This is a genomic window from Chromobacterium amazonense, assembly GCF_001855565.1.
GTDB lineage: Bacteria > Pseudomonadota > Gammaproteobacteria > Burkholderiales > Chromobacteriaceae > Chromobacterium > Chromobacterium amazonense.
In genome coordinates this window covers 38,865-61,706 of sequence record NZ_MKCR01000004.1, presented here as the reverse complement: position 1 = coordinate 61,706, position 22,842 = coordinate 38,865, and the positions used below count along the sequence as shown (strand labels likewise).

At 65.1% G+C, this 22,842-nt stretch carries 18 protein-coding genes; 3 read left to right on the top strand and 15 right to left on the bottom strand.

The window, feature by feature from the left end:
* Positions 1-143: 143 nt before the first annotated feature.
* Complete coding sequence (locus BI343_RS20230; protein WP_244886558.1) at positions 144-569, top strand: SAM-dependent methyltransferase; 426 nt, start codon at positions 144-146, stop codon at positions 567-569.
* A 53-nt stretch (positions 570-622) separates the two neighbouring features.
* On the opposite strand, the gene BI343_RS03405 is transcribed toward BI343_RS20230, so the two are convergent.
* From BI343_RS03405 to BI343_RS03340, 14 genes are all read right to left on the bottom strand, one after another.
* Positions 623-1,099 carry a universal stress protein gene (locus BI343_RS03405; protein ID WP_071108667.1) on the bottom strand — a complete coding sequence of 159 codons (477 nt, stop codon included), beginning with the start codon at positions 1,097-1,099 and terminating at the stop codon, positions 623-625.
* A gap of 109 nt (positions 1,100-1,208) precedes the next feature.
* Complete coding sequence (locus BI343_RS03400; RefSeq protein WP_083340777.1) at positions 1,209-2,558, bottom strand: glutamine synthetase family protein; 1,350 nt, start codon at positions 2,556-2,558, stop codon at positions 1,209-1,211.
* 122 nt (positions 2,559-2,680) lie between these two features.
* Positions 2,681-4,288, bottom strand: coding sequence for a methyl-accepting chemotaxis protein (locus BI343_RS03395; protein WP_071108666.1), 1,608 nt, complete (start codon positions 4,286-4,288; stop codon positions 2,681-2,683).
* 223 nt (positions 4,289-4,511) lie between these two features.
* Positions 4,512-5,912, bottom strand: a complete 1,401-nt coding sequence (locus BI343_RS03390; RefSeq protein ID WP_071108665.1) for a DUF2252 domain-containing protein — start codon at positions 5,910-5,912, stop codon at positions 4,512-4,514.
* 226 nt (positions 5,913-6,138) lie between these two features.
* Positions 6,139-6,498, bottom strand: coding sequence for a hypothetical protein (locus BI343_RS03385; RefSeq protein ID WP_043623920.1), 360 nt, complete (start codon positions 6,496-6,498; stop codon positions 6,139-6,141).
* A gap of 94 nt (positions 6,499-6,592) precedes the next feature.
* Positions 6,593-7,069 carry a WbuC family cupin fold metalloprotein gene (locus tag BI343_RS03380; RefSeq protein ID WP_071108664.1) on the bottom strand — a complete coding sequence of 159 codons (477 nt, stop codon included), beginning with the start codon at positions 7,067-7,069 and terminating at the stop codon, positions 6,593-6,595.
* A gap of 143 nt (positions 7,070-7,212) precedes the next feature.
* Positions 7,213-8,472 (bottom strand): glutamate-5-semialdehyde dehydrogenase, encoded by a 1,260-nt coding sequence (locus BI343_RS03375; protein ID WP_071108663.1) that lies wholly within the window; start codon positions 8,470-8,472, stop codon positions 7,213-7,215.
* Between the two features lie 93 nt (positions 8,473-8,565).
* Positions 8,566-10,158: a mechanosensitive ion channel family protein gene (locus tag BI343_RS03370; protein WP_071108662.1), complete on the bottom strand. Its 1,593-nt coding sequence runs from the start codon at positions 10,156-10,158 to the stop codon at positions 8,566-8,568.
* Between the two features lie 86 nt (positions 10,159-10,244).
* Complete coding sequence (locus BI343_RS03365) at positions 10,245-10,652, bottom strand: lysozyme inhibitor LprI family protein (RefSeq protein WP_071108661.1); 408 nt, start codon at positions 10,650-10,652, stop codon at positions 10,245-10,247.
* Positions 10,653-10,748: 96 nt separating this feature from the next.
* On the bottom strand, positions 10,749-12,404 hold the full coding sequence (locus BI343_RS03360; RefSeq protein WP_071108660.1) for an acid phosphatase: 1,656 nt from the start codon (positions 12,402-12,404) through the stop codon (positions 10,749-10,751).
* Positions 12,405-12,503: 99 nt separating this feature from the next.
* Positions 12,504-12,932, bottom strand: coding sequence for a DUF721 domain-containing protein (locus BI343_RS03355; protein ID WP_071108659.1), 429 nt, complete (start codon positions 12,930-12,932; stop codon positions 12,504-12,506).
* Between the two features lie 91 nt (positions 12,933-13,023).
* Positions 13,024-14,337: an ABC transporter ATP-binding protein gene (locus BI343_RS03350; RefSeq protein ID WP_043623940.1), complete on the bottom strand. Its 1,314-nt coding sequence runs from the start codon at positions 14,335-14,337 to the stop codon at positions 13,024-13,026.
* Between the two features lie 10 nt (positions 14,338-14,347).
* Positions 14,348-16,087: an ABC transporter permease gene (locus BI343_RS03345; RefSeq protein WP_071108658.1), complete on the bottom strand. Its 1,740-nt coding sequence runs from the start codon at positions 16,085-16,087 to the stop codon at positions 14,348-14,350.
* A gap of 359 nt (positions 16,088-16,446) precedes the next feature.
* Positions 16,447-18,498 (bottom strand): alkaline phosphatase D family protein, encoded by a 2,052-nt coding sequence (locus BI343_RS03340; RefSeq protein WP_071108657.1) that lies wholly within the window; start codon positions 18,496-18,498, stop codon positions 16,447-16,449.
* 259 nt (positions 18,499-18,757) lie between these two features.
* On the opposite strand from BI343_RS03340, the gene secA reads away from it, so the two are divergent.
* Both secA and BI343_RS03330 read left to right on the top strand, forming a co-directional pair.
* A complete protein-coding gene (gene secA, locus BI343_RS03335; protein WP_071108656.1) occupies positions 18,758-21,469 on the top strand; it encodes a preprotein translocase subunit SecA in 2,712 nt (903 codons plus the stop codon).
* A gap of 267 nt (positions 21,470-21,736) precedes the next feature.
* A complete protein-coding gene (locus tag BI343_RS03330; RefSeq protein ID WP_071108655.1) occupies positions 21,737-22,264 on the top strand; it encodes a DUF2087 domain-containing protein in 528 nt (175 codons plus the stop codon).
* A gap of 63 nt (positions 22,265-22,327) precedes the next feature.
* On the opposite strand, the gene BI343_RS03325 is transcribed toward BI343_RS03330, so the two are convergent.
* Positions 22,328-22,807 carry a TlpA family protein disulfide reductase gene (locus BI343_RS03325; protein ID WP_083340776.1) on the bottom strand — a complete coding sequence of 160 codons (480 nt, stop codon included), beginning with the start codon at positions 22,805-22,807 and terminating at the stop codon, positions 22,328-22,330.
* Positions 22,808-22,842 lie beyond the last annotated feature (35 nt).

Genomic DNA, 22,842 nt, shown 5'->3' with positions numbered 1-22,842 from the left:
GTCGGCAAGCCCAGTCAGAAATTCCCGGCGCATGAGGCATTCGACATCGTGGCCGACGAGGCCGACCGGTTTGTCTCGCGCGGCGGCCTGAAGATGCAGGGCGCCTTGGCGGCGGCCGGCCTCGCCGTGGCCGGGTGGTGGGCGTGGACGTGGGGCACGAGCAACTGCACGCCAGGCTGCGCGAGGACGCCAGGGTGCGCTATTTCGAGGGCGTCAACGCCCGCGCGCTGGATCACGCGGCGCTGTTGGCGGCCAACGACGGCGACGGCTTCGACCTGATGGTGTGCGACGTGTCCTTCATCTCGCTGAGCCTGGTGCTGCCCTCGGCCTTGCCGCTGCTGAAGCCGGGCGGTCGCTTGCTCAGCCTGGTCAAGCCGCAGTTCGAGGTGGGACGCGAGGGCCTGTCCAAGGGCGGCATCGTCCGCGACGAGAGCCTGTACCCGCTGGTGCGGGACAAGATCAACCGGGTGCTGGCCGAGCAGAACATGCAGGTGCTGGCCTGGTTCGACAGCCCGATCAAGGGCGGCGACGGCAATCACGAGTTCTTCGTCCACGCCGTCCGCCGCTGAAACCAGAAACGGCCCGCGCAAGGCGGGCTGTTTCATGTCGGCCGTGGGCGGGCTTAATCGACGCTGATGTCGTCGTCGTCCTGGCTGCGCACCACCAAGAGCGGCAAGTGGCTGCGGCGCAGCACGTCCTCGGCGAAGCTGCCCAGGAACAGGTGGGCCAGGCCGCTGCGGCCATGCGTGCCCAGCACGATCAGGCTGGCTTGCTGCGAGCGGGCATAACCCAGCAGCAGGTCGGCCAGGTCATGGCCGCCTTCCCAGCTCTTTTCCATATGGCTGACCACATTGGTCAGGCCGGCGTTGCGGGCGATCTGCTGCGCGCGCGCCAGCGCTTCCTCGCCTTGCTTCAGCACCAGATCGTAGCCCGGGTCGCCGGCGTAGACGCCCAGGCTGTCCACGGCCAGGTCGCGCAGGCTGGCGATATGGATCAGGGTCAGGCGGGAATCGGCGAATTTCGCCAGGCGGATGGCCTCGTTCAGGGCCTTGTCGGAATTATTGCTGCCGTCTATCGCGGCGATGATGTGGCTGTACATCGGCGGCTCCTTGACAAACACCTGCTTGGTGGGATGCCTTCAGCATAACCTGATGGCGAGGGCGCGTCAGCCGGCGCGCGCGCCGGCTTTGATCCAGGACAAGCGGGGATCAGGCCAGCAGGCCGAGGTACTGCCGCTCCCAGCTGGTGATCTGGCGCTGGTAGTCGTTCAGCTCCACTTCCTTCACCGCCAGATAGGCGCGGCAAAAATCGGGGCCGAACAGGGCTTCGGCCGCATCGCCGGCCGCCATGGCGGCGCAGGCGGCGTCCAGCGTGGACGGCAGGCTGGCGGCTTGCTGCTTGAACACATTGCCATGCGCCGCCTCGTCCGGCGTTAAACCCTGTTCGATGCCGGCCAGGCCGGCGCCCAGGCTGGCGGCCAGCGCCAGATAGGGGTTGGCGTCGCAGCCGGGCAGGCGGTTCTCCACCCGGCGCGCCTCCGGCCCCGATACCGGCACCCTCAGGCCGACCGAGCGGTTGTCCAGGCCCCAGCTCAGATTGACCGGCGCGGCCATGCCTTTGACGAAGCGGCGGTAGGAGTTGGGATTGGGGCAGAACATCGGCATCAGCTCGGGCAGGAAACGCTGCAGGCCGGCGATGAAGCCGAAGAAGGCCGTGCTGGCGGAGCCGTCGGCCTGGCTGAATACGTTGGCGCCGCGGCGGTCCACCACGCTCTGGTGCAGGTGCATGGAGCTGCCGGGCTGGCCGGACAGGGGTTTGGCCATGCATACCGCGCTCAGGCCGTGGCGATGGGCGGTTTCCTTCAGCGCGGTCTTGAACAGGAAGGTGTGGTCGGCCAGCTGCAGCGCGTCGCCGTGCTTGAGGTTGATCTCGAACTGGCTGGGGCCCATCTCGTGGACGCAGGTATCGGTGGCGATGCCCAATACCTCGCAGGCGCGGTAGAGGTCGTCGAAGAACGCTTCCAGTTCACCCAGGGCGGAGAAGCCGAAGGCGTCGAAGCCGGTTTCGCGGCGGCCGCAGGGCAGCGCCGGTGGCTGGAACGGCTGGGCCGGATCGCCATGGGCGGCGAACAGGTAAAACTCCAGCTCCGGGGCGACGATGGGCGTCCAGCCGCGGGCGGCGTAGCGCGCCAGCAGCTGTTTCAGCACGGAGCGCGGCGCCAGCGGCGACAGGCTGCCGTCGTGGTCTACGCAATCGCAGATCACCAAGGCGCGCGGCGTCTTGGCCCAGGGGACCAGACGCAGGGTATCGTAATCCGGCAGCAGGGTGACGTCCGGATCGTGTTCGCCATAGAAGCTGTAGTCGGGGAATTCGCCGACACAGCTTTGCAGCGGCACCGCGCGGGCGATGCGCAGCTGCTGCCCTTTGATGAAGGCGGGAGCGGGCAGCGTCTTGCCACGGGGGAAACCGTGTACGTCGGCGAAGGCGAGTTCGACGTCCCTCGCCTTGCTCTGTTGCAGCCATTCGATGAGGCCTGCCGGCATGCGGGCATCAGACATACTTTTCTCCACTGAAGCGTGCTGGGGTTCCTGTCTGTCCTCAGTTTTTCTTCTAGCTGTCATGGAGCGTTTGCCCGCAACCATTATGCCAGCCGCAACGGCGGCGGCAAGTGTCTTGCTGCCTACAGGCGGAAACGGCCGACGGTCTGCTGCAGGTTGGCGGCCTGCTGATCGATGGCGCGCACCGCCTCCACCGCGTGGCTGACCGAATTCTGCGTTTCCTCCACCACGCCGGCCACTTGCTCGACATTGCCGGCGATATTGGTGCCGGCCTGGCTCTGCTCGCCCATCGCCACCACCACGTTGTGGACATTTTCCAGCGCGCTGCTGGCCTGCTGGCTGATGGCTTGCAGCGTGTCGGCCGCCTGCTTGACCTGCTCTACGCCGGACTGCACCGCCGGGCGGATTTCGTCCATGCGGCCGGAGACATTGCCGGTTTCGTCGATGACCGCCTGCACGATGCTGCTGATCTCATCGGTGGCGCTGGCGGTGCGCTCGGCCAGCTTGCGCACCTCGTCGGCCACCACGGCGAAGCCGCGTCCCATCTCGCCGGCGCGCGCCGCTTCGATGGCCGCGTTCAGCGCCAGCAGATTGGTCTGGTTGGCGATGTCGCGTATGGTCTCGGCGATGCTGCTGATGCTGCGGCTGCGTTCGGCCAGCTGCGCCACCATGTCGCTGGCGCCATGCACCTGGTCGGCGATGCGGCGGATGCCTTCGGCGGCGTCGCCGGCCAGGGTCTGGCCCTGGCGCGCCAGCTCGGCGGTGTCGCGGGCGCCGGTTTCGGTGTCGCGGGTGCTGGCGCTGACGTGGTCTATGCTGACCGATAGCTGCTCGATGGCGGCGGCGGCGGAGGTGGTGGAGGAGCTGGCAATGCCGGATACCTCATGTACCTTGTCCATGTCGCGCGTCAGCTGGTGACACGACTGGTTGATGCTGGCGCTGGCGCGGCCGATTTCCTCTATCATGCCGCGCAGCTTGCCGCGCATGTCGCGCATGGCGCCGAGCAGGCTGTCGCCATCGCCCTTGACCTGGATGTCCACGCTGAGGTCGCCGTCGGAGATGGCCTTCACCACGTCGGCGGCATAACGCGGCTCGCCGCCCAGCGACTGCAGTATCGAGCGCGACATCCAGCCCACCAGCACGCCTAGCACCACCACGCACAGCACCGCCACCAGCAGCAGGCGGCGCGCCTCGCTCCAGAACAGCTGGTCGATGTCGTCGATGAAGATGCCGGTGCCGACGGTCCAGCCCCAGGGGTCGAAGCGGAACACGCCGTTCAGCTTGGGGAACTCTTCGCTGCCGCCGCCGCGCTTGGTCTGGATCACCAGCACGCCATAGTGGTCCTGCTGCATCGCGTCTTCATAGGCTTGCACCGTGGTGCGGCCATCCGGCAGCTTGCTGCCCATGTCCACCTTGCCGACGCGCGCCTTGCTGGGGTGGAACAGCACGGTATGTTCTTGGTTGCGGCCAAAGAAATAGATGTCATCGACTTTCATCGCCGAAAGGGCGGCGATGGCCTGCTTTTGCGCCTCGGCGCGCGGCATGCCTTGGGTTTCCAGCTGTTGGAAATGGCTCAGGGTGTTTTCGGCCATTTTCAAGAGATGCACGATCTGATCGCGCTTTTCCTGATGCAGGGTGGCGCGGGTAGACAGCAGGGCGACGGTGGAAAGGCCCAGCAGCGCGACCAGACTGGCGACGATGATGATGATCAGGCGGGTATTCAGCTGCATATTCGATACTCTATGTAAAGGAACCGACCGCCAAACGGCGGCGATGAACGCGACTGAATTATGCTTTTTCGTTGTTACAGTCTAGCTCAGAGCGCAAATATCAACATTGGAACTTTCCCTGATGGTTAGCCATGTCGCCGCCGCAAAATAGGCGGCGGCAAAGCGCCATCGCCAGCTGCCCGCGATGCCGGCGCAGACGGCCTCGCAGCCAAGGCCCGATGGCCTAGCGCGTTTCCGATGCGCAGGGCAGACGGCCGCTCTTGATGGCGGCGTCGAACAGGGCGTAGTCCTTTTCCACTTGATCGGCATAGGCCAAGGCGTAGTCGGCCAGGGCCTGATCGAACTTGTCGGATTCGCCCAGATAGCCGGCGATCTCGGCGGCGCAGCCGCCGGACTTGGCATGGGCGCGCGCCAGCGTCCAGGCGCAGGCTTGGCCGTAGCTGGCCAGTTCGTCGCCGTTGGCGAAGGTTTCCAGCGCCGGCGCGCCCTTCATGTCGCGCAGCTGGCGCATGTAGAAGTGGCGGTCGTCCGCGCTGTGGGTCCAGCCCAGGAACAAATCGCTGGTGGCCTGCATCAGGCGCTGACCGAACACCACGCGCTTGCCCTGGTTGCCGTGCACGCATTGCTGGGTGAACGGCTCCAGCACCGAGGCGCGCGCTTCCTTCAATTGCAGGAACAGCGGCTGGTCGTAGTCGTCCTGCAGCAGCAGCGCCAGGCAACGGGTGCCGACGCTGCCGACGCCGACGACCTTGAATGCCACGTCCACCAGGCGGAAGCGTTGCAGCAGTTCGCGGCGGTCTTCCTTCAGGGTGGCGATGTAGTGGTTCAGCATGCCCTGCACCTTGGCCAGGCTGTTGTCGCCCAGCCAGTCGTCGCAGGCGGCCAGCGGGCTGTCGTGGTCGTCCAGATGGAAGATCACCGGCGGGTTGTCGCGCAGCCGCAAGACGCCGTCCTCGTTCTCGGTCATCTTGGGCAACAGGCGTTCCTGGGTCTGGCTGCGCGCCTTGTCGGCCACTTTCATCAGTTGCTGGCGCATGCCTTCGTCGGATGCTTGCGCCAGCAATTGCTCGAAGCCGACGCGGCAGTACCACAGGTCCAGCTGGCTCATCTGGGAGAAGGCGTGCAGGCGGCGGCGATAGGTGCCGCACAGCCGCAGCACGGTTTCGCGCGCGGTGGCGGCGCTGAAGCCGCGGCTGCGCGAGGCCAGCACCAGGCTGACCGCCAGCCGTTTGACATCCCATTCCCACGGACCGGGGTGGGTCTCGTCGAAATCGTTGATGTCGAAGACCAGCTGCCGTTCCGGCGAGGCGAAGAAGCCGAAATTCATCAAATGCGCGTCGCCGCAGATCTGCAGGCTGATGCCGCTATTCGGGCTGGCCGCGAGATCGGCGGCCTGGATCATCGCCATGCCGCGGAAAAAGGCGAAGGGCGAGGCATGCATGCGGGCGTAGCGCAGGGGCGCCAGCGCCGGCACGCGGCCGATGGATGTCGACTCCACCAGCGCCACCACGTCGCGGTTCGGCGCCAGGGTGCATTCCGCCTGGCGAGTGCGGGAGCATTGCTGACGGCGCGCCTTGCCGTCGGCGTAGTGTTGTTCGTATTTGCGGTGCAGGGCATTAGGCATCGGGCAGATCCATGGCTGGGGCATTACAGAATAGTGTAACCGTTCCGGCATCGGCTTTAGGTCTGAAATCGGTCAGCGTTGCCCACAGCTTGTTCTCGATTTATCCACATTATGCACAGTCTCTTGTGGATGAATCGCTTTGTGCACAGTATTTGGCTACTTTGTGCACAGGGTTTTCCCGGCTTATCCAGATTGTCCACAGCGGTTTGCGGGATAAGAAAGTTATTCACAGCGGCGTGGCGCCGCATTGCCGCAATAGACGTTTCCAGGCCGGACTCAGCGGCAAGCCGTTCAACTCCACGTTCAGCTTGCTGCCGTCGCCGTTGGGCAGGATTTCCACCGCGGTGCCGGAGGCGTCGCTCTGTGGATTGCGCATGCGCAGGCTGTGGCTGCCGTCGCTGGCGTCCACGCGTTCGATGAAGTCGGGCGGAATATGCAGTTTGCTCAGGCCTTGCTGCAGGCAGTCGGCCACCTGGGCCGGCGTGTGGCGGGAGGCGAGATCAGGGGTGGCGGGCGCCGCGCGCAGCGGCTGCAATGCGCTGATCAGCAGAACAGATAGAACGGAAAACAGGCGCAACTTGGACATCGGGCGTGGCATCGGATGGTGGTAGACGATGCCGGTTGGTGCCCATGCCGCCGCCGCTGGTTCCGGCCGCGGCGGCGGCAAGTGTTAAGCGATGTTACGCAAAGCGGTCGCCCGGTTGGCAGCCGCGCAGGAAAGCCAGCATGTCCGCGACGCGGGCATCGCCTTCCGCCGGCGCCCAGGCCGCCAGATCGGCCGGCGGAATCGCTTGATACGGCCCGCGTTTGACTTCAAACACCACGGTGCCCGGCTGCAGCGAAACCACCGAGTGCCAAGTGCCGGCAGCCATCTCGAACACGCGCGCGCCGTCTTCGCCCAGGCGGTGGCGGGCGACGACGGTTTCGCCTGGGGCGTCGAACTCTATCCAGTCCAGCGCGCCGTTCAGCACGATCAGCAGCTCCGGGCTGCCTGGATGGCGGTGCGGGCGGACATAGGTGTCCGGCTCCATGGCGATGGCCAGCCGTTGGATGCCATCCTCCAGCTGTTCATGCAGATTGTGATGGGCGCGCAGGCGCGGCGCACAGGCGGCTTTGGCCGACAGGTCGGCCAGGTCTTGTTGGGTCAGGGTTTTCATTTTATGGAGCCAGCGGGATGACAAAGCGCGATTATGGCGCGAAACGGCCGGCGTGTCCTGGCAGGCGCGGCTTGGCCAGCCGTGCCATCTCCGCGCACGGATTCGAAGCGGCAGCGCCGAGGGCGCTGGCCTCTTCTTGGATTTTACTGCCGGATCTGCCCGTCTCCCAGCACGATCCATTTCTGGCTGGTCAGGCCGGTCAGGCCGACCGGGCCGCGGGCGTGGATTTTGTCGGTGGAGATGCCGATTTCCGCGCCCAGGCCGTATTCGAAGCCGTCGGCGAAGCGGGTGGAGGCGTTGACCATCACGCTGGCGGAGTCCACCTCGCGCAGGAAGCGGCGGGCGCGGCCATAGTCCTCGGTGACGATGGCGTCGGTGTGGTGGCTGCCCCAGTGGTTGATGTGCTCGATGGCGTCGTCCATGTCTTTCACCACGCGCACCGCCAGAATCGGCGCCAGGTATTCGGTGGCCCAATCGTCTTCGCTGGCGGCGACCACCTTGTCGCCCAGGATGATGCGCGTGCGCTCGCAGCCGCGCAGTTCCACGCCTTTTTCCCAATAAGCGTCGGCCAGGCGCGGCAGCATGAATTCGGCGAAGGCTGCGTGCACCAGCAGCGTTTCCATGGTGTTGCAGGTGCCGTAGCGGTGGGTCTTGGCGTTCAGCGCGATGTCGAAAGCCTTGTCCGGATTGGCGGTGTCGTCGATGTAGACATGGCAGTTGCCGTCCAGATGCTTGATCACCGGCACCCGCGCTTCGGCGCTGATGCGGGCGATCAGGCCCTTGCCGCCGCGCGGCACGATCACGTCCACGTATTCCGGCATGGTGATCAGCTCGCCCACCGCGGCGCGGTCGGTGGTTTCCAGCACCTGCACCGCCTCGGCGGGCAGGCCGGCCACGCGCAGGCCCTCGTGCACGCAGGCGGCGATGGCCTGGTTGCTGTGAAACGCCTCGGAGCCGCCGCGCAGGATGGTGGCGTTGCCGGACTTCAGACACAGGCCTGCGGCGTCGGCGGTGACGTTGGGGCGGGCCTCGTAAATGATGCCCACTACACCGAGCGGGACGCGCATCTTGCCCAGCTGGATGCCGGACGGGCGGTAGCACATGTCGTCGATTTCACCCACCGGGTCCGGCAGCGCGGCGATCTGGCGCAGGCCGTCGGCCATGGCCAGCACGCCCTTGGCACTCAGCGTCAGGCGGTCCAGCATGGCGGCCTCCAGGCCAGCCCGGCGCGCGGCGTCCAAGTCTTGTTGGTTTGCCGCCAGCAGCCTGTCCTGGTCGCGGACGATGGCGTCGGCGATGGCCAGGAGGGCGGCGTTCTTCTGTTGCGTTTCGGCGCGGGCCAGCAGCCGCGACGCTTTGCGCGCGGCCTTGCCCAGTTGCTGCATGTATTCTTTCACGTTCATGGCGGATGGCCCTGGATGCTGTCGATTTACGAATTGTTTGCAGCTTAAACCAAAGCCGGGCCTCGGGCCAGCCGCCCGGATGGGCGGGATTGGTTATTGTCCGGCAGGCGGCTCTCGCCAGCGCACCGGCGGCACGACGACCTGCGTGGCCGGCTGTTCGACGAAGTGCGGCGACATGATCTGCACGCCGAACTCGTTGAACGCGTCCAGTATCTGGCCGTGCAGCGCGTCGCGCAGCTGCGGCGTTTGGGCGTCCGGCAGGGCTTTGGCTTGCAGTTCGTATTCGATGTAGAAGTCTTGCAGCGCCAGCTTGCGCACCTGCGGCGGGCAGGCCGGATCGATGCGGGGCGTGCGGCGGGCCGCCAGCTCCAGCAGGGCCTCCACCTGCCGCCATGGCGTGTCGTAGCCTATGGTGACGCGGGTGGCGATCATCGCGCCGGCCGTGGCGTGGTGCCGGCTGTAGTTGCTGACGCGGCCGCCCACCGTCACGGCGTTGGGGATGGTGATTTCGTAGCCCTGGCCGGTGATCAGCTTGGTCGACAGCGTGGACAGCTCGCTGACTGTGCCCTCCACCTCGCCGATGCGGACATAATCCCCAGGACGAAAGGCGCGGGCATAGATCAGCACCAGTCCGCTCATCGCATGGTTCATCAGGCCGGCCGAACCCAGCGTGACCATCAGGCCGAAGAACACGCTGACGCCCTTGAAGGCGTCGCTGCCGGCGCCCGGCAGGTAGGGATAGGCGACGATCAGCGCGAACAACCACAGCACCACCGCCGCCAGCCGGCGGGTGGCGCCTACCGTTTCCGCGTGCAGGCCGGGCAGGTCCAGCTGGCCGCGCTCCACCGCGCCGAACAGCAGCGTCAGCGCGCGGTTGGCCAGCCGGGTCAGGAGGAAGATCACCGCCACGGTGGCGAGGCCGGGCAGGGCTGACAGGATGTCGTCGACGATGGTCGACAGCAACTGCCAGAACGATTGGCCGAGTTTGCGTCCCAGCGGGCGGGTGGCGGGGAAGCGGCTGAGGGTATAGCTGAGCCAGACATAGCCGGCCACCAGCGCCGACAGCAATGCGGTGATGTCCACCAGCTGGCACTCCGCCGCGCGCAGGAAGCGTACCACGTCGAAACGGCCGGACAGCCAAGGCAGGCGGCCGATAGGCTGCCGCGCCAATCTGCGGCGCGAAGCGGAGCGGATGCGGGCGATCAGCGCCAGCGCGGCGACGAACAGCGCGCTGGCCAGCAGCGCCAGCAGGGTGGATGTGGCGATTTGTTCCGGCGACCGCTGTTCCAGCGCCGCCTGGCGCAGCCCGTTGAGCCGCGCCTGCACCCGGGCGGCCGCCTGTTCCAGCGTCAGTTGATCGCCGGGGTCGAGATCGCCATCCAAGATGGTCAAGAGCGGTTTGCCGTTGATGCTCAGCGCCATGCCGCGCAGGCGCGGATCGGCCAGCGGCTGATACCGCACGGTCTGCTTCAGGTCTTCGTCGTCCAGTCCGCGGATGCGTTGCAGGGTGCGTTGCAGGCGCTGCTCCGGCGTCAGGCCCGCCTGTTCCGCCTGGAAGACGAAGACGGGCTGGTTTTCCAGCTCCAGCGTGCGGGCGCTGTCCTGGGGCGAGGGATTGGCGCGGGGCTCGGCGGCCAGCGCCGGGAGGCTCAGCAGCAATAGCAGACAGAAACGAATCAGGGCCATGGCGTCTCCGGTGTAGGGATGCGCAACGGCCCGTAGGGGCCGGCGATGCCTATATCATCGCATAGCCGCCAGCCGCAGAGGCATGCTCAGTGATTTTCCGGCTGCATCTTGGCCAGTTCGGCCGCGCGTTCGGCGGTGGCGCGCAGCGTGCAGTCGGCGCCGACGATGGCCTCCGAGCTGCCGCCGTCGGGATCGACATAGGCCTGGCAGTTGGCGTCGCGGTATTGCAGCCACAGCCGCTGCGCCGCCAGCAGCCGGGATTTGCGCTTGGCCGACAGCTGGGCCATCAGCTTCTGGTAATTGTCGTTCAGCAGCTTGTCCTGCCGCGCGTGTTCGGCGGCGATGCAGTTCAGCATGGACGCGGTGGAGGCGGCCTGGTTCATGCACTGGTCGTAGTCGCCGCTGTACAGCGCGGCCTCGTCGCCGCAGGCGAAGGCGGGAGAAGACAGCAGGCCCAGCAGCAGGGCGCTGGACAGGGTGGTGCGTAGGGTCATGACGATATGCCTGTACGAAGGAAAAACGCCCCCGGCAGCGGGGGCGGATGCACTATAGCAGACGGCGGGCCGGCGCGGCATGCCGGCCGCGCCCGTTTACAGCGCCAGCGCGCCGGTCAGGTCGCCCGGAGGCTGCGCGCCGCGTTCGCGGAAGGCCTGGTTGCGCAGCTTGACGCCTTCCAGCTCCGGCAGGCCGTGCAGGCGGCTGATGAAGCGGATGATGGAGGTGGTGTCGTAGAAGGTGTGGTCGACATGGCCTTTCTTGGCGAACGGCGACACCACGATGGCGGGGATGCGGCTGCCCGGACCCCAGCGGTCGCCCTTGGGCGGCGCCACGTGGTCCCACCAGCCGCCGTTTTCGTCGTGGGTGATGATGACCACCATGTTCTTCCACTGCGGGCTGCTCATCAGGTGCTGCAGCACATTGGCCACGTGGCGGTCGCCGCTTTCCACGTCGGAATAGCCGGCGTGCATGTTCAGGTTGCCCTGCGGTTTGTAGAACGTCACCGCCGGCAGCTTGCCGGCCACCACGTCGGCCAGGAAGCGGTTGCTGATCGGGCTGTCGCCCAGGCCGCCGTCGCGCAGGTGCTTCTCGCGGGCTTCGGTGCCAGGCGCGAAGTTCTTGAAGTAGTTGAACGGCTGGTGGTGGTACTGGAAGTTGGGGATATCCGGTCCGCCCTTGCCTTCCAGCGCGGCTTGCCAGCCGCCGCCGTACCAGGCCCAGCTGACGCCCTTGCGCGACAGCAGGTCGCCGATCGTGTCGTAAGTCTGCGGCGGCAGGGTGTTGGCGTCGGCCGGGTCGGCGTAGCGCTTGTCGCCGCCTTCGGCCGGCTTGACATAGCTGGGCTGGAACGGCGGCGCCATGGTGTTGACCGCGTAGCCGTCCGGCGAGATGGCGCCGTTGTTGACGAATTGCGGCGGGCCGTCCATCGCCGAGGTGGCCTGCTTCACTTTCAGTTTGTAGCCTTGAGGGCCGTCGTCCAGCACGGCGATCTTCTTGGCTGCCGCGGTGTCCTTGGCGTTGAAGTATTCCGGAGTGCGGGCCGAGATCAGGAACTGGTGGTTCAGATAGGAGCCGCCGAAGGCCGCCATGAAGAAGTTGTCGCACAGCGTGTATTGCTGGGCGATCTTCCATTGATTCAGGTTCTTGGCGGTTTCGCTGTAGTAACCCATCACCAGCGCGCCGGAATCGGCCCAGGCGACGAACTGGTCGTTCTTGCCGCCGTTGATCTGCATCTGGTTCTGGTAGAACAGATGCCACAGGTCGCGGGTGATCACGCCTTCCGGCAGCGGCTGGCCTTCGGCGTCCTTCAGCGGGAACGGGGCATTCGGCAGGTTCTGGATGGCGTTTTCGTCTATCAGGTAGTACTTGCCGCCCACATTCTGGCCGCGCTGCACCAGGCCGCCCCAGATCTTGGGCAGCGTTTTCAGCGGCGCGCCGTCGCGGTCCAGCTGGGTACAAGCGGCGGCCGGGGCTTGCGCCAGCGGATATTTGACGCCGGGGAAGTTGCCGTAAAGGTTGTTGAAGCTGCGGTTTTCCAGATAGATCACCACCACGTTTTTCACATGCTGGCGCAGCTTGGCGTCGAGCGGGCCGTGGGCGGCCGGCGCGGCTTCCGCGCTCGCGCTGACGGCGGCGGGCAGCACGCTGGCGGCGCCGATGGCTGCCAGTCCTTCGAACAGGCGGCGGCGCGACGGGTCTTGCGGCTGGGTGGTTTCGGGAGCGGGTTTGAGCGGGTCGTGTTCCGACATGGCAGGGTCCTCTATCCTTGGCGATTGGAATGGGAAAGTGCCGACACTTTACTCCGCTTCAATGAACATCTGAAGGCGTTTAAGCGTTTTGTATGGCGTTCAGCCGCGGCGATGATGCGCGATCAGCCGCGCCAGCGCCTGCTTGACCTCGGGGTTGCCGATGCAGTCCGCCGCCTGCTCCATGCCGTCCAGCGCGTTTTCGCTGATGGCCAGCCACTTCGCTTTCTTCGGTTGCGCCTGTTGCAGCGTCACCTTTACTTTGACCTTGGACGCCGGGTAGCCGCGCTCCGCCAGTTGCGGCAGCAGGCCGGTCGCCGTCATGCGCAGCCGGGCGGCGACGATGCCGTTGTCTGCATGCAGCACCAGCTCGTCGTCGCGGATGCGCACGGCGCGGCAGGCTTCGGCCAGCGCCGGCGGAATCAGCTTTTTGAAGGCGCGGTCCAGCGCCATCAGCTCCTGGGCGGCGGCGGTCAGCCGCGACAGATGGCTGTCCTGGCGGGTAATGTCTTTGAGCGGTCGTCCGGACATGAGGCGAGCGGGGAGGGCGGTTGATGCCGTATTGTAGCATCGCGCGCGCGGCCCGCCGCCGCCGCAAAACAAACGGGCGCCGCTTGGCCGCTTACTGGCCGCCTTCCACGTCTTCCAGGCTGAAGGTTTCGGTGTGGTCGTTGTAGGAGAAGATTTCCGCGTAGCGGCCCCAGCTGATCACGGTGTCCAGGGTTTCCTCTGCTGACTGGTCGGACATCGAGTCTTCCAGCTCCTGGGCGAAGCGCAGGCGCGGCGCGCGCTGGCCCGGCCGCTCCTGCAGCACCTTGCGGATATGGGCGGCCATCGGCACATTGCGCAGCAGGTGTTCGGCGAACAGCACCTTGCGTTCCTGGGTGCCGTAGTCGGCGAACAGCTTGCCGGCGGTGGTCAGCAGGATGTCGCCGTCTTTCAGCTCGACGAAGCCCAGGTGCTCCAGGATTTCCGCCACCGGGAACAGATCGTCCACTTCCAGGCGCAGCTTTTCCGCGATCTCCGGCATGTCGGCCTTGCCGAAGTACGGTTCCTGCGCCACTTCCTCGATCAGGCCGGCCATCAGGTTGGTCGACACCTCGGTCAGATGGCTGCCGATTTCCAGCGGCAGCTTGTGCAGGGTGTGCGCGCTGCGGCGCGCGGTCATCAGCGCGTAGATGTCGTCCACCATCTTGCGGAAGGCCGGGTCCAGTCGGTTGCGGCGGTGCGGGAACGGCACCTTGATCTCGGCCACCACGCGGCCGGGGTTGGACGACAGCACCAGGATGCGGTCGCACATGAATACCGCTTCTTCGATATTGTGGGTGACGATCAGCACCGACTTGATCGGCAGCTGGCCTTCGCTCCACAGGTCCAGCATGTCGGTGCGCAGCGTTTCCGCCGTCAGCACGTCCAGCGCGGAGAACGGCTCGTCCATCAGCAGCAGGGTCGGGTTCACCACCAGGGCGCGGGCGAAGCCGACGCGCTGGCGCATGCCGCCGGACAGTTCGCGCGGATAGGCGTTTTCAAAGCCGTCCAGGCCGATCAGGTCGATGGCGGCCAGCGCGCGCCTGCGGCGCTCCTTCGGCTCCACGCCCAGCGCCTCCAGGCCGGCTTCCACGTTTTGCAACACGGTCAGCCACGGGAATAGGGCGAAGGTCTGGAATACCATGGATACGCCTTCGGCCGGACCCTTCAACGGTTTGCCGCGGTAATTCACGTCGCCGCTGCTTTGCTGGATCAGGCCGGCGATGATGCGCAAGAGCGTGGATTTGCCGGAGCCGGAGCGGCCCAGCAAGCCGACGATCTCGCCTTCGCGCAGCGTCAGGTTGACGTCGTCCAATACCTGGATCTCATCGGCGCCCTTGGCGAAACCGCGGCAGACGTTCTTCAGCGTGAAGATTTCTTGTCCCAGGGTGGTGGTTTCGGTAGTCATGCTTGCCCCCTTAGTTGAGACGGAGTTTGTTTTCGGCGATGGCGTACATCGGGCGCCACAGCAGACGATTAAACAGGACGACGAACAACGACATCACGGAGATGCCGAGCAGGATCTTCGGGTAGTCGCCGGCGGCGGTGGTTTGCGCGATGTAGGCGCCGAGGCCGTGGGCTACCACCTTGTCGTTGCCCCAGGATACGAATTCGGACACGATGCTGGCGTTCCAGGCGCCGCCGGACGCGGTGATGGCGCCGGTGACGTAGTAGGGGAAGATGCCGGGCAGCATGATCTTCTTCCACCATTGCCAGCCGCGGATGCGGAAATTGGCGGCGGCTTCCTTGAAGTCGTTGGGGAAGGCGGTGGCGCCGGCGATCACATTGAACAGGATGTACCACTGGGTGCCCAGCACGATCAGCGGCGACAGCCAGATGTCCGGGTTCAGCTTGAAGTGGACGATGAAAACCACGAACACCGGGAACAGCAGGTTGGCCGGGAAGGCGGCCAGGAACTGCGCCAGCGGCTGGATTTTCTCGGCAAGAGCCGGGCGCAGGCCGATCAGCACGCCCAGCGGCACCCAGATCAGCGAGGCGACCACGATCAGCAGGCTGACGCGGACCAGCGTGATCAGGCCCAGGCCGAATACCCGCAGCACTTCCGCCACGCCCACTTCCTTGGCGATGAAGTGCACCATGATATTGGCGCTATATATCGCCAGCATGGCCACCAGGAACCACCACACCACGTCGATGCCGCGCGACACCGGGGTATGGTCTTCCGAGTGGATGCCCTTGGGCAGGCTGAAGTTCAGCCGCAGCTGGGCGATGCGGCGGATCAGCTTGCCGAACGGCTTCAACAGCTGTTGGATGGCGCGGGTGCGCTGGATCAGGTTCAGCACCCAGGATTCCGGCGCTGTTTGACTGGCGGTGTCTTCCAGTCGGAATTTGTCGGCCCAGGCCACCATCGGGCGGAACAGGAATTGGTCGTAAATGATGATGACCACCGTCATGGTCAGGATCACCCAGCCCACGGCGGGCAGATCCTTGTTCTGGATCGCCATCGCCAAATAGGAGCCGATGCCGGGCAGGGTGACGGTCTTGTCGCCGACGGTGATGGCTTCGGACGCCACCACGAAGAACCAGCCGCCGGACATGCTCATCATCATGTTCCAGATCATGCCGGGCATGGAGAATGGCACTTCAAGCTTCCAGAAGCGTTGCCAAGGCGACAGCCGCAAGTTGACCGATACTTCCTGCAAGTCGCGCGGCACGGTGCGCAGTGACTGGTAGAAGCTGAAGGTCATGTTCCAGGCCTGGCTGGTGAAGATGGCGAAGATGGCCGCGCATTCCGCGCCCAGCACCCGGCCCGGGAACAGGGCGATGAAAAAGGTCACGGTGAACGAGATGTAACCGAGCACCGGCACCGATTGCAGGATGTCCAGGATGGGCACCAGCAGCAGGCCGGCGCGGCGGCTCTTGGCCGCCAGCGTGCCGTAGATCAGCGTGAAGACCAGCGCCGCGACCATCGCCGCCAGCATGCGCAGCGTGGTGCGCAGCGCGTATTCCGGCAGATGGTCGGGGTCCAATGTGATGGGGACGGTTTGCAGCGCGGTGATCGGCGCCCAGGTGGCGCGGATGCCGGTGGTGGCCAGCAATAAAAAGCCGAGGATCAGCGGAAACGCGATCAAATCCCAGCGGTTGGGTATCAGCCGCCGGGCGGTGGCGGGCATGAAGTGGCGGACGGCGGTGGTCATCAGGCCTCTCCGGTTTTATAGGATTGTTCCGGTGGTCCGCGGCCTTGCGGCGAGCGGGCCGTTTTTTGCTGGGGCGCCGGACGCGTCAAGCGCGTCATTTTAACCGTAGCACTGCCGACGCCTGTTGGAATGCTGCGGGGCGGCTGCCATGCCGCGGCGGGCATCGCGGGAAACGCGCCAGATGATTGCCGAGAAGGTTCCGGTCAGGGCATGAATGCTACCAGAGAAGCCATAAAACCTTTGTTAAAAACGCGGCGGGATGGGCGGTATTTTGTGACGAAATGTACTAGCTGGAATTGAAGCCGGAAGCGGCCGCGCCGCAACGCCTATAAGGCGCTGCGACGCGGCGCTGCGGAGGGTTACAGCACGTTGACGGCCGGGGTGCCGGCCGCGACTTCCAGCGTTTGCGTGCTGGCGGTGGCCGGCGACGGCGCCTGGCCGTTGACCAGCTTGGCCATCTTGTGGAAAGTGCAGCTGAGCTTGGCCGGCGTCAGCGTCACCACGGCATAGCCCTGGGCGTCGGTATCGACGTATTTGAGCCAGTTGCCGTTGAATTGCTTCAGCGTGTTGTTGAAGGTGTTGACGGTCTGGCCGTTCACAGTCTGGTAGATCAAAGGCGCGGCCTTGGCGAAAGCCGGCACGGTGTCCACCACGTTCTTGAAGTAGCTGAAGAAGGAGTTGCTGGAGATGCCGGCGGTGACCAGGTCCACCATCACCGGCGTTGGGCTGGTGGCGTCGTAATCGTCCATCACCGGGCCGGCGAAGAAGGCGTGGATGTCGCCGGTGATGCCCACCACGTTGGCTATGCCATTGCTCTTCAGGAAGCCCATCAAAGCCTTGCGCTCGGCATTGTAGCCGTCCCATTGGTCGGCGTTGAGAATGTACTGGTCCAGCAGCATGGACGGCGGCAAATTGCTGTCCAGCACGGGTTTGACCGCCGCCGCGAACACGCCTGCGCTGATGGCGCCGCCGCTGAGCGTGGCCAGCAGCGCTTGGGTGTGGGTGTAGCTCAGCACCGGCGTGGCGCCGCTCTTGTCGGCCGCCAGCAGGTCTTGGTACAGCGCGCCGGCCAGTTGCTGTTGCGCCGCGCTGAAGTCCATGCCCTGCTTGGCCAGGGCGGCGATCAGCCCTTGCGCCAGCAGGCCGGCCACCGCCTTGGTGCCGTCCACGCCCATGCGCAGCAGCGACACTTCATTGCCCCATAGCTTCCAGGTAGTCGTCGCGCCCTGCATCTGCTGTTGCCACCAGTTGCGTTGCGCTTCGCCCAGAATGGAGACATTCAGCAGATTGCCGCCGGTCGAGGCCATCTTGGCCGCCTCGGCCTGAGCCAGCGCGGATTTCGGCACAAAGTAGCGGCTGCCCAGATTGGCCAGGCCGGTATTCGGCACCGCGGTTTCTGGAATGATGTGGTCGGAGCGGTACAGGCGCTGGTCGGTCATCACCAGCGTGGCCAGATTGCCGAAGCTGAAGCTGCGGTAGATCTGGATGTTCTGGAACGAGGGATTGGACAAGTCGATGCTGACATCTGCCGGCGTGTATTCAAACCAGGCCTGGCTGGCGCTGCGGCGACGCGGGGTGTTGGGCACGCTGTCGTCGCCGGGATAGTAGACCTGACGGTCTTGCCAGCAGTCGTCGGAAAACTCGTGATCGTCCCAGATCGAGATCACCGGGAAGTTGGCGTGCACCGCCTGGATGCGCGGATCGGAGCGGTAGCTTTTGTACAGATAGCGGTAATCGGCCAGCGTGGTGGCGTAGACGGCGCCATCGGCGCGCTTGGTGCCGTTGGGCAGCGTCAGCGCAGCGTGCCGGGTCTCGTTGTTGCCGTTCTGGAAGCCCGCGCCGACGGTTTCATAAATGTAATCGCCGACGTGCATCACGAAATCCAGATCCAGCTGGGCGATTTCGTCGAAGGCCCCCCAGTGGTTGACGCTCCAGTCCTGACAGGTGATGTAGGCGAATTTCAGCTGTGAAACGGCTGTGCCGGGGGCGGGCGCGGTCTTGGTGCGGCCTATGGCGCTGCTGGTGCCGCCGGTGAGGAAGCGATAGTAATAGGTGGTGGCGCTGGACAGTCCCGTGACCTTGTGGCGGACGGTATAGTCCCAGGCCGGGTCGGCGCTGAGCGCCTGGTTGACCAGCAGATTGGAGAAATCCCGCTTGTCGGAAAGCTGAATAGTGACGCCCAGCGAGTTGGCGCCGTCTCCGCCGTCTACGCGGGTCCACAGAATGATGCTGTCCGGCCGCGGATCGCCGGAGGCCACGCCCAGGCCGAAGGCTTTGCCGGCGGCCAGTTGGCTCTGCCCAGCCGCGGCGCTTGCGCTGCCATCGCCACCGCCGCCGCAGGCGCTCAGCCCGGCGCTGGCTGCCGATACCGTCAGAAAACTGCCCCACTTGAGGAATTGCCGCCTATCCATCGCTGCTCCTGGGTTATTTATGCTGTCGCTATGAAAATCGCGGATTATCGCCAAGGAATATGTAAATCGTATGAATGGTTCGGTCAATTGAATCGAGCGTTTGCTCTATATTGGCGTGGTCGAAATCCAACAGTTGTCTGTTACCCTGCTCTTGATGTGGCGCATGGATGCCCCCATAACCTTGGCTGGGAATGTGCTACACTTTTCAGCATTTTTTGCGGACACGTTTTCCGGCCCGCTGGTTTCTGGATTCGACTACATGATTTCTTCGCTACTCAAGAAGGTGTTCGGCAGCCGCAACGATCGTCTGCTGAAGCAATATCGCCAAACCGCGGCCCGCATCAACGCGATGGAGCCGGCGATGCAGGCGCTGTCCGACGAGGCCCTGGCCGCCAAGACCCAAGAATTCCGCGATCGCCTGAGCAAGGGCGAAACGCTGGACGACCTGCTGCCCGAAGCGTTCGCCGTTTGCCGCGAGGCCTCGTGCCGCGTGCTGGGCATGCGCCATTTCGACGTGCAGCTGATCGGCGGCATGACCCTGCATCACGGCAAAATTGCGGAAATGCGCACCGGCGAAGGCAAAACCCTGGTGGGCACCCTGCCGGTTTACCTGAATGCCTTGACCGGCGACGGCGTCCACGTAGTGACGGTCAACGACTACCTGGCCAGCCGCGACGCCGGCATCATGGCGCCGCTGTACAACTTCCTGGGTCTGTCGGTGGGCGTCAACCTGTCGCAGATGGCGCACGACGACAAGCAGGCCGCCTACGGCTGCGACATCACCTACGGCACCAACAACGAATTCGGCTTCGATTACCTGCGCGACAACATGGTATTCAGCGTCGGCGAGAAGGTGCAGCGCAAGCTGGCCTACGCCGTGGTGGACGAGGTGGACTCCATTCTGATCGACGAGGCGCGCACGCCGCTGATCATCTCCGGCCCGGCCGAAGACAATATCGACATGTACCAGCGCATGAACGCGGTGCCGCCGATGTTGAAGCGCCAGGAAACCGAAGAAGGCGAAGGCGATTACTGGGTGGACGAGAAGGCCAATAGCCTGCTGTTGTCCGAGACCGGCCATGAGCGCAGCGAGGAAATCCTCACCCAGCTGGGCATGCTGAAGGAAGGCGACAGCCTGTACTCGGCCACCAATATCACGCTGATGCACCACCTGATGGCCGCCTTGCGCGCCCACGCGCTGTTCCACAAGGACCAGCACTACGTGGTGCAGGACGGCGAAGTGGTGATCGTCGACGAATTCACCGGCCGCCTGATGGCCGGCCGTCGCTGGTCCGACGGCCTGCACCAGGCCGTGGAAGCCAAGGAAGGCGTGGAGATCAACCGCGAAAACCAGACGCTGGCGTCGATCACCTTCCAGAACTACTTCCGCCTGTACGGCAAACTGTCCGGCATGACCGGCACCGCCGACACCGAAGCGTATGAATTTCAGAGCATCTACGGCCTGGAAACCGTAGTGATCCCGACCAACAAGCCGATGATCCGCAAGGACGCCCAGGACAAGGTTTACCGCTCCGCCAAGGAGAAGTACGACGCCATCCTGGCCGACATCAAGGATTGCCACGAGCGCGGCCAGCCGGTGCTGGTGGGCACCACCAGCATCGAAAACTCCGAGCTGGTGTCGACGCTGCTGACCCAGGCCAAGCTGCCGCATAATGTGTTGAACGCCAAGGAACACGCCCGCGAGGCCGACATCGTGGTGCAGGCCGGCCGTCCCGGCATGATCACGGTGGCCACCAATATGGCCGGCCGCGGCACCGACATCGTGCTGGGCGGCAACCCCGAGCCGGAAATCAAGGCCGTGCGCGCCGACGACAGCCTGTCCGACGACGAGAAAAACGCCAAGGTGGAAGCGATCCGCGCCGAGTGGAAGCAACGCCACGCCGCGGTGCTGGAAGCCGGCGGCCTGCATATCGTCGGCACCGAGCGCCACGAATCCCGCCGCATCGACAACCAGCTGCGCGGCCGTTCCGGCCGCCAGGGCGACCCGGGCTCTTCCCGTTTCTACCTGTGCCTGGAGGACCCGCTGCTGCGCATTTTCGCCTCCGACCGCGTGGCCGCCATCATGGACCGCCTGAAGATGCCGGAAGGCGAGGCCATCGAGCATCCGTGGGTGACCCGCTCCATCGAGAACGCCCAGCGCAAGGTGGAAGGCCGCAACTTCGACATCCGCAAGCAATTGCTGGAATACGACGACGTCGCCAACGACCAGCGCAAGGTGATCTACCAGCAACGCAGCGAAATCCTGGTGGAAGACGATGTGTCCGACGTGGTGGTGAACATGCGCGAAGGCGTGATCTCCGACCTGGTCGACCTGCACATGCCGCCGGAAACCATGGAGGAACAGTGGGATCTGGCCGGCCTGGAGAAGACCCTAGCGTCTGACTTCCTGCTGCACGCGCCGGTGGCGGAATGGCTCAAGGCCGAACCAAACCTCGACATCGAGCAGATCCGCGAGCGCATCATCGAGCTGGCCGCCGCCGCCTATCAGGCCAAAGTGGAGCTGGCCGGCGAGGGCGTGATGCGCCAGTTCGAGCGCAGCCTGGTGCTGCAGATGCTGGACAACCACTGGCGCGAGCACCTCGCTGCCATGGACCACCTGCGCCAAGGCATCCATCTGCGCGGCTACGCCCAGAAGAACCCGAAACAGGAGTACAAGCGCGAGGCCTTCGAGCTGTTCGCCGACATGCTGGAGCGCATCAAGCGCAGCGTGGTGCAAGTGCTGATGACGGTGCAGATCCGCGGCCAGGACGACGTGGACGCGGTTGAGCCGCATCAACTGCCCGAGTTCGAAATGCAGCATGCCGAACCCGGCTCCGCGCTGGGCGACGACGAGGACAATCCGCTGTCCCCGGATGCGCTGGCCGCTCAAGGCCTGCGCATCAACCGCAACGATCCCTGCCCCTGCGGCAGCGGCATGAAGTACAAGCAATGCCACGGCAAGCTGGCCTGATGGCCTGATTTCGCGGTCACGACAAAGCCGACGCGTTCGCGTCGGCTTTTTGTTTGCCATGGCCCGCCGCCGCGCTTTGCAAGGCTATGCCGGCGTGTTAGTATGGCGTCGGGTCAACAGTTCACCCAGGCGTCGCCGGCGATTTCGCCACGCTAAACCTGTCTTGGCAGCAGGATACCTTCCAAGCTTGGCTCGAACCTCGTGCCAGGCCGCAACGGCGACCGCGGCAGTCTTTCCCGACTTTGGCACGCAGACAGGATTCGAACCATGTCTCGCACGCACTATCCGTTTTACAGCAGCGATATTTCGTCGCTGGCCTGCTCCCTGAAACAGCAATGGGCCGATCAGGCCCAGCCGCCAGGCCATCTGCAAATCCTCAATATGCTGGCGCGCGCCGCCGGCTTCCAGAACTTCCAGCACCTGCGCGCCGAGCATGATCGCCCGCCAGCCGCGGAATCGGTCGCCGTGACCGCGCCGACACAGCGATTGCTGCGCCATTTCGACGAGCGGGGCCGCTTGATCCGCTGGCCGAAGAAATTCAGCGAGCAGCGCGCCTGCCTGTGGGCGCTGTGGGCCGGCCTGCCGCGCGGCGAGGAATGGGATGAGCCGGCGGTCAACCTGGCCATCCGCGCGTTGGAAGCCTTCGGCGACCATGTCTTGATCCGCCGCGAGCTCGTCGAGGGCGGCTGGATAGGCCGCACCGACGATTGCCGGCGCTATTGGCTGCTGGCGCCTGAGGCGCCGGCGGAGATGGCTGAGATGCTGGCGCAAATCGCGCAGAGAAGAGCGGCCTAGTAGGGCGGAAGCCCGGCACGGCCGGGCGTTCCGCCATCATGGCCAATGCGGCGGAATGCCGGCCTACAGATACGGTTTGACCGCCGCTTCCAGCTTCTTCTCGTCCAGCTTGCCGGTCAGCGTGGCGGCTACCTTGCCGCTGCGGTCCAGCACCAGCGTGTACGGCAGACCGCCGGTCTTGTTGCCCAGGCTGCGCATCAGGTCCAAGGTGTCGTCGTTGCCCAAGAGGATGGGATAGCCGATCTTCAGCTGCTTGACGAAGGGCGCCACTTGCTCCTTGTTGTCCAGCGCCACGCCCACCACTTCCACGCCCTTGGGCGCCAGCTTCTTGCGCAAGCCGTTCAGCATCGGCATTTCCTCGCGGCATGGGCCGCACCAGGTGGCCCAGAAATTCAGCACTGTCACCTTGCCCTTGTAGGCGGACATGGCCACCGGCTTGGCGTCTAGGTCGGCGAAGCGGCTTTGCTCCAGCGAGGGGGCGGCTTGGGCGGCCAGCGGCAGCGCGGCCAGCAGCAGGGAGGCGAACAGGCGTTTGGAGTTCATCGGCTTTTCCTGTGATGTCATTGGAATTGTCTTGG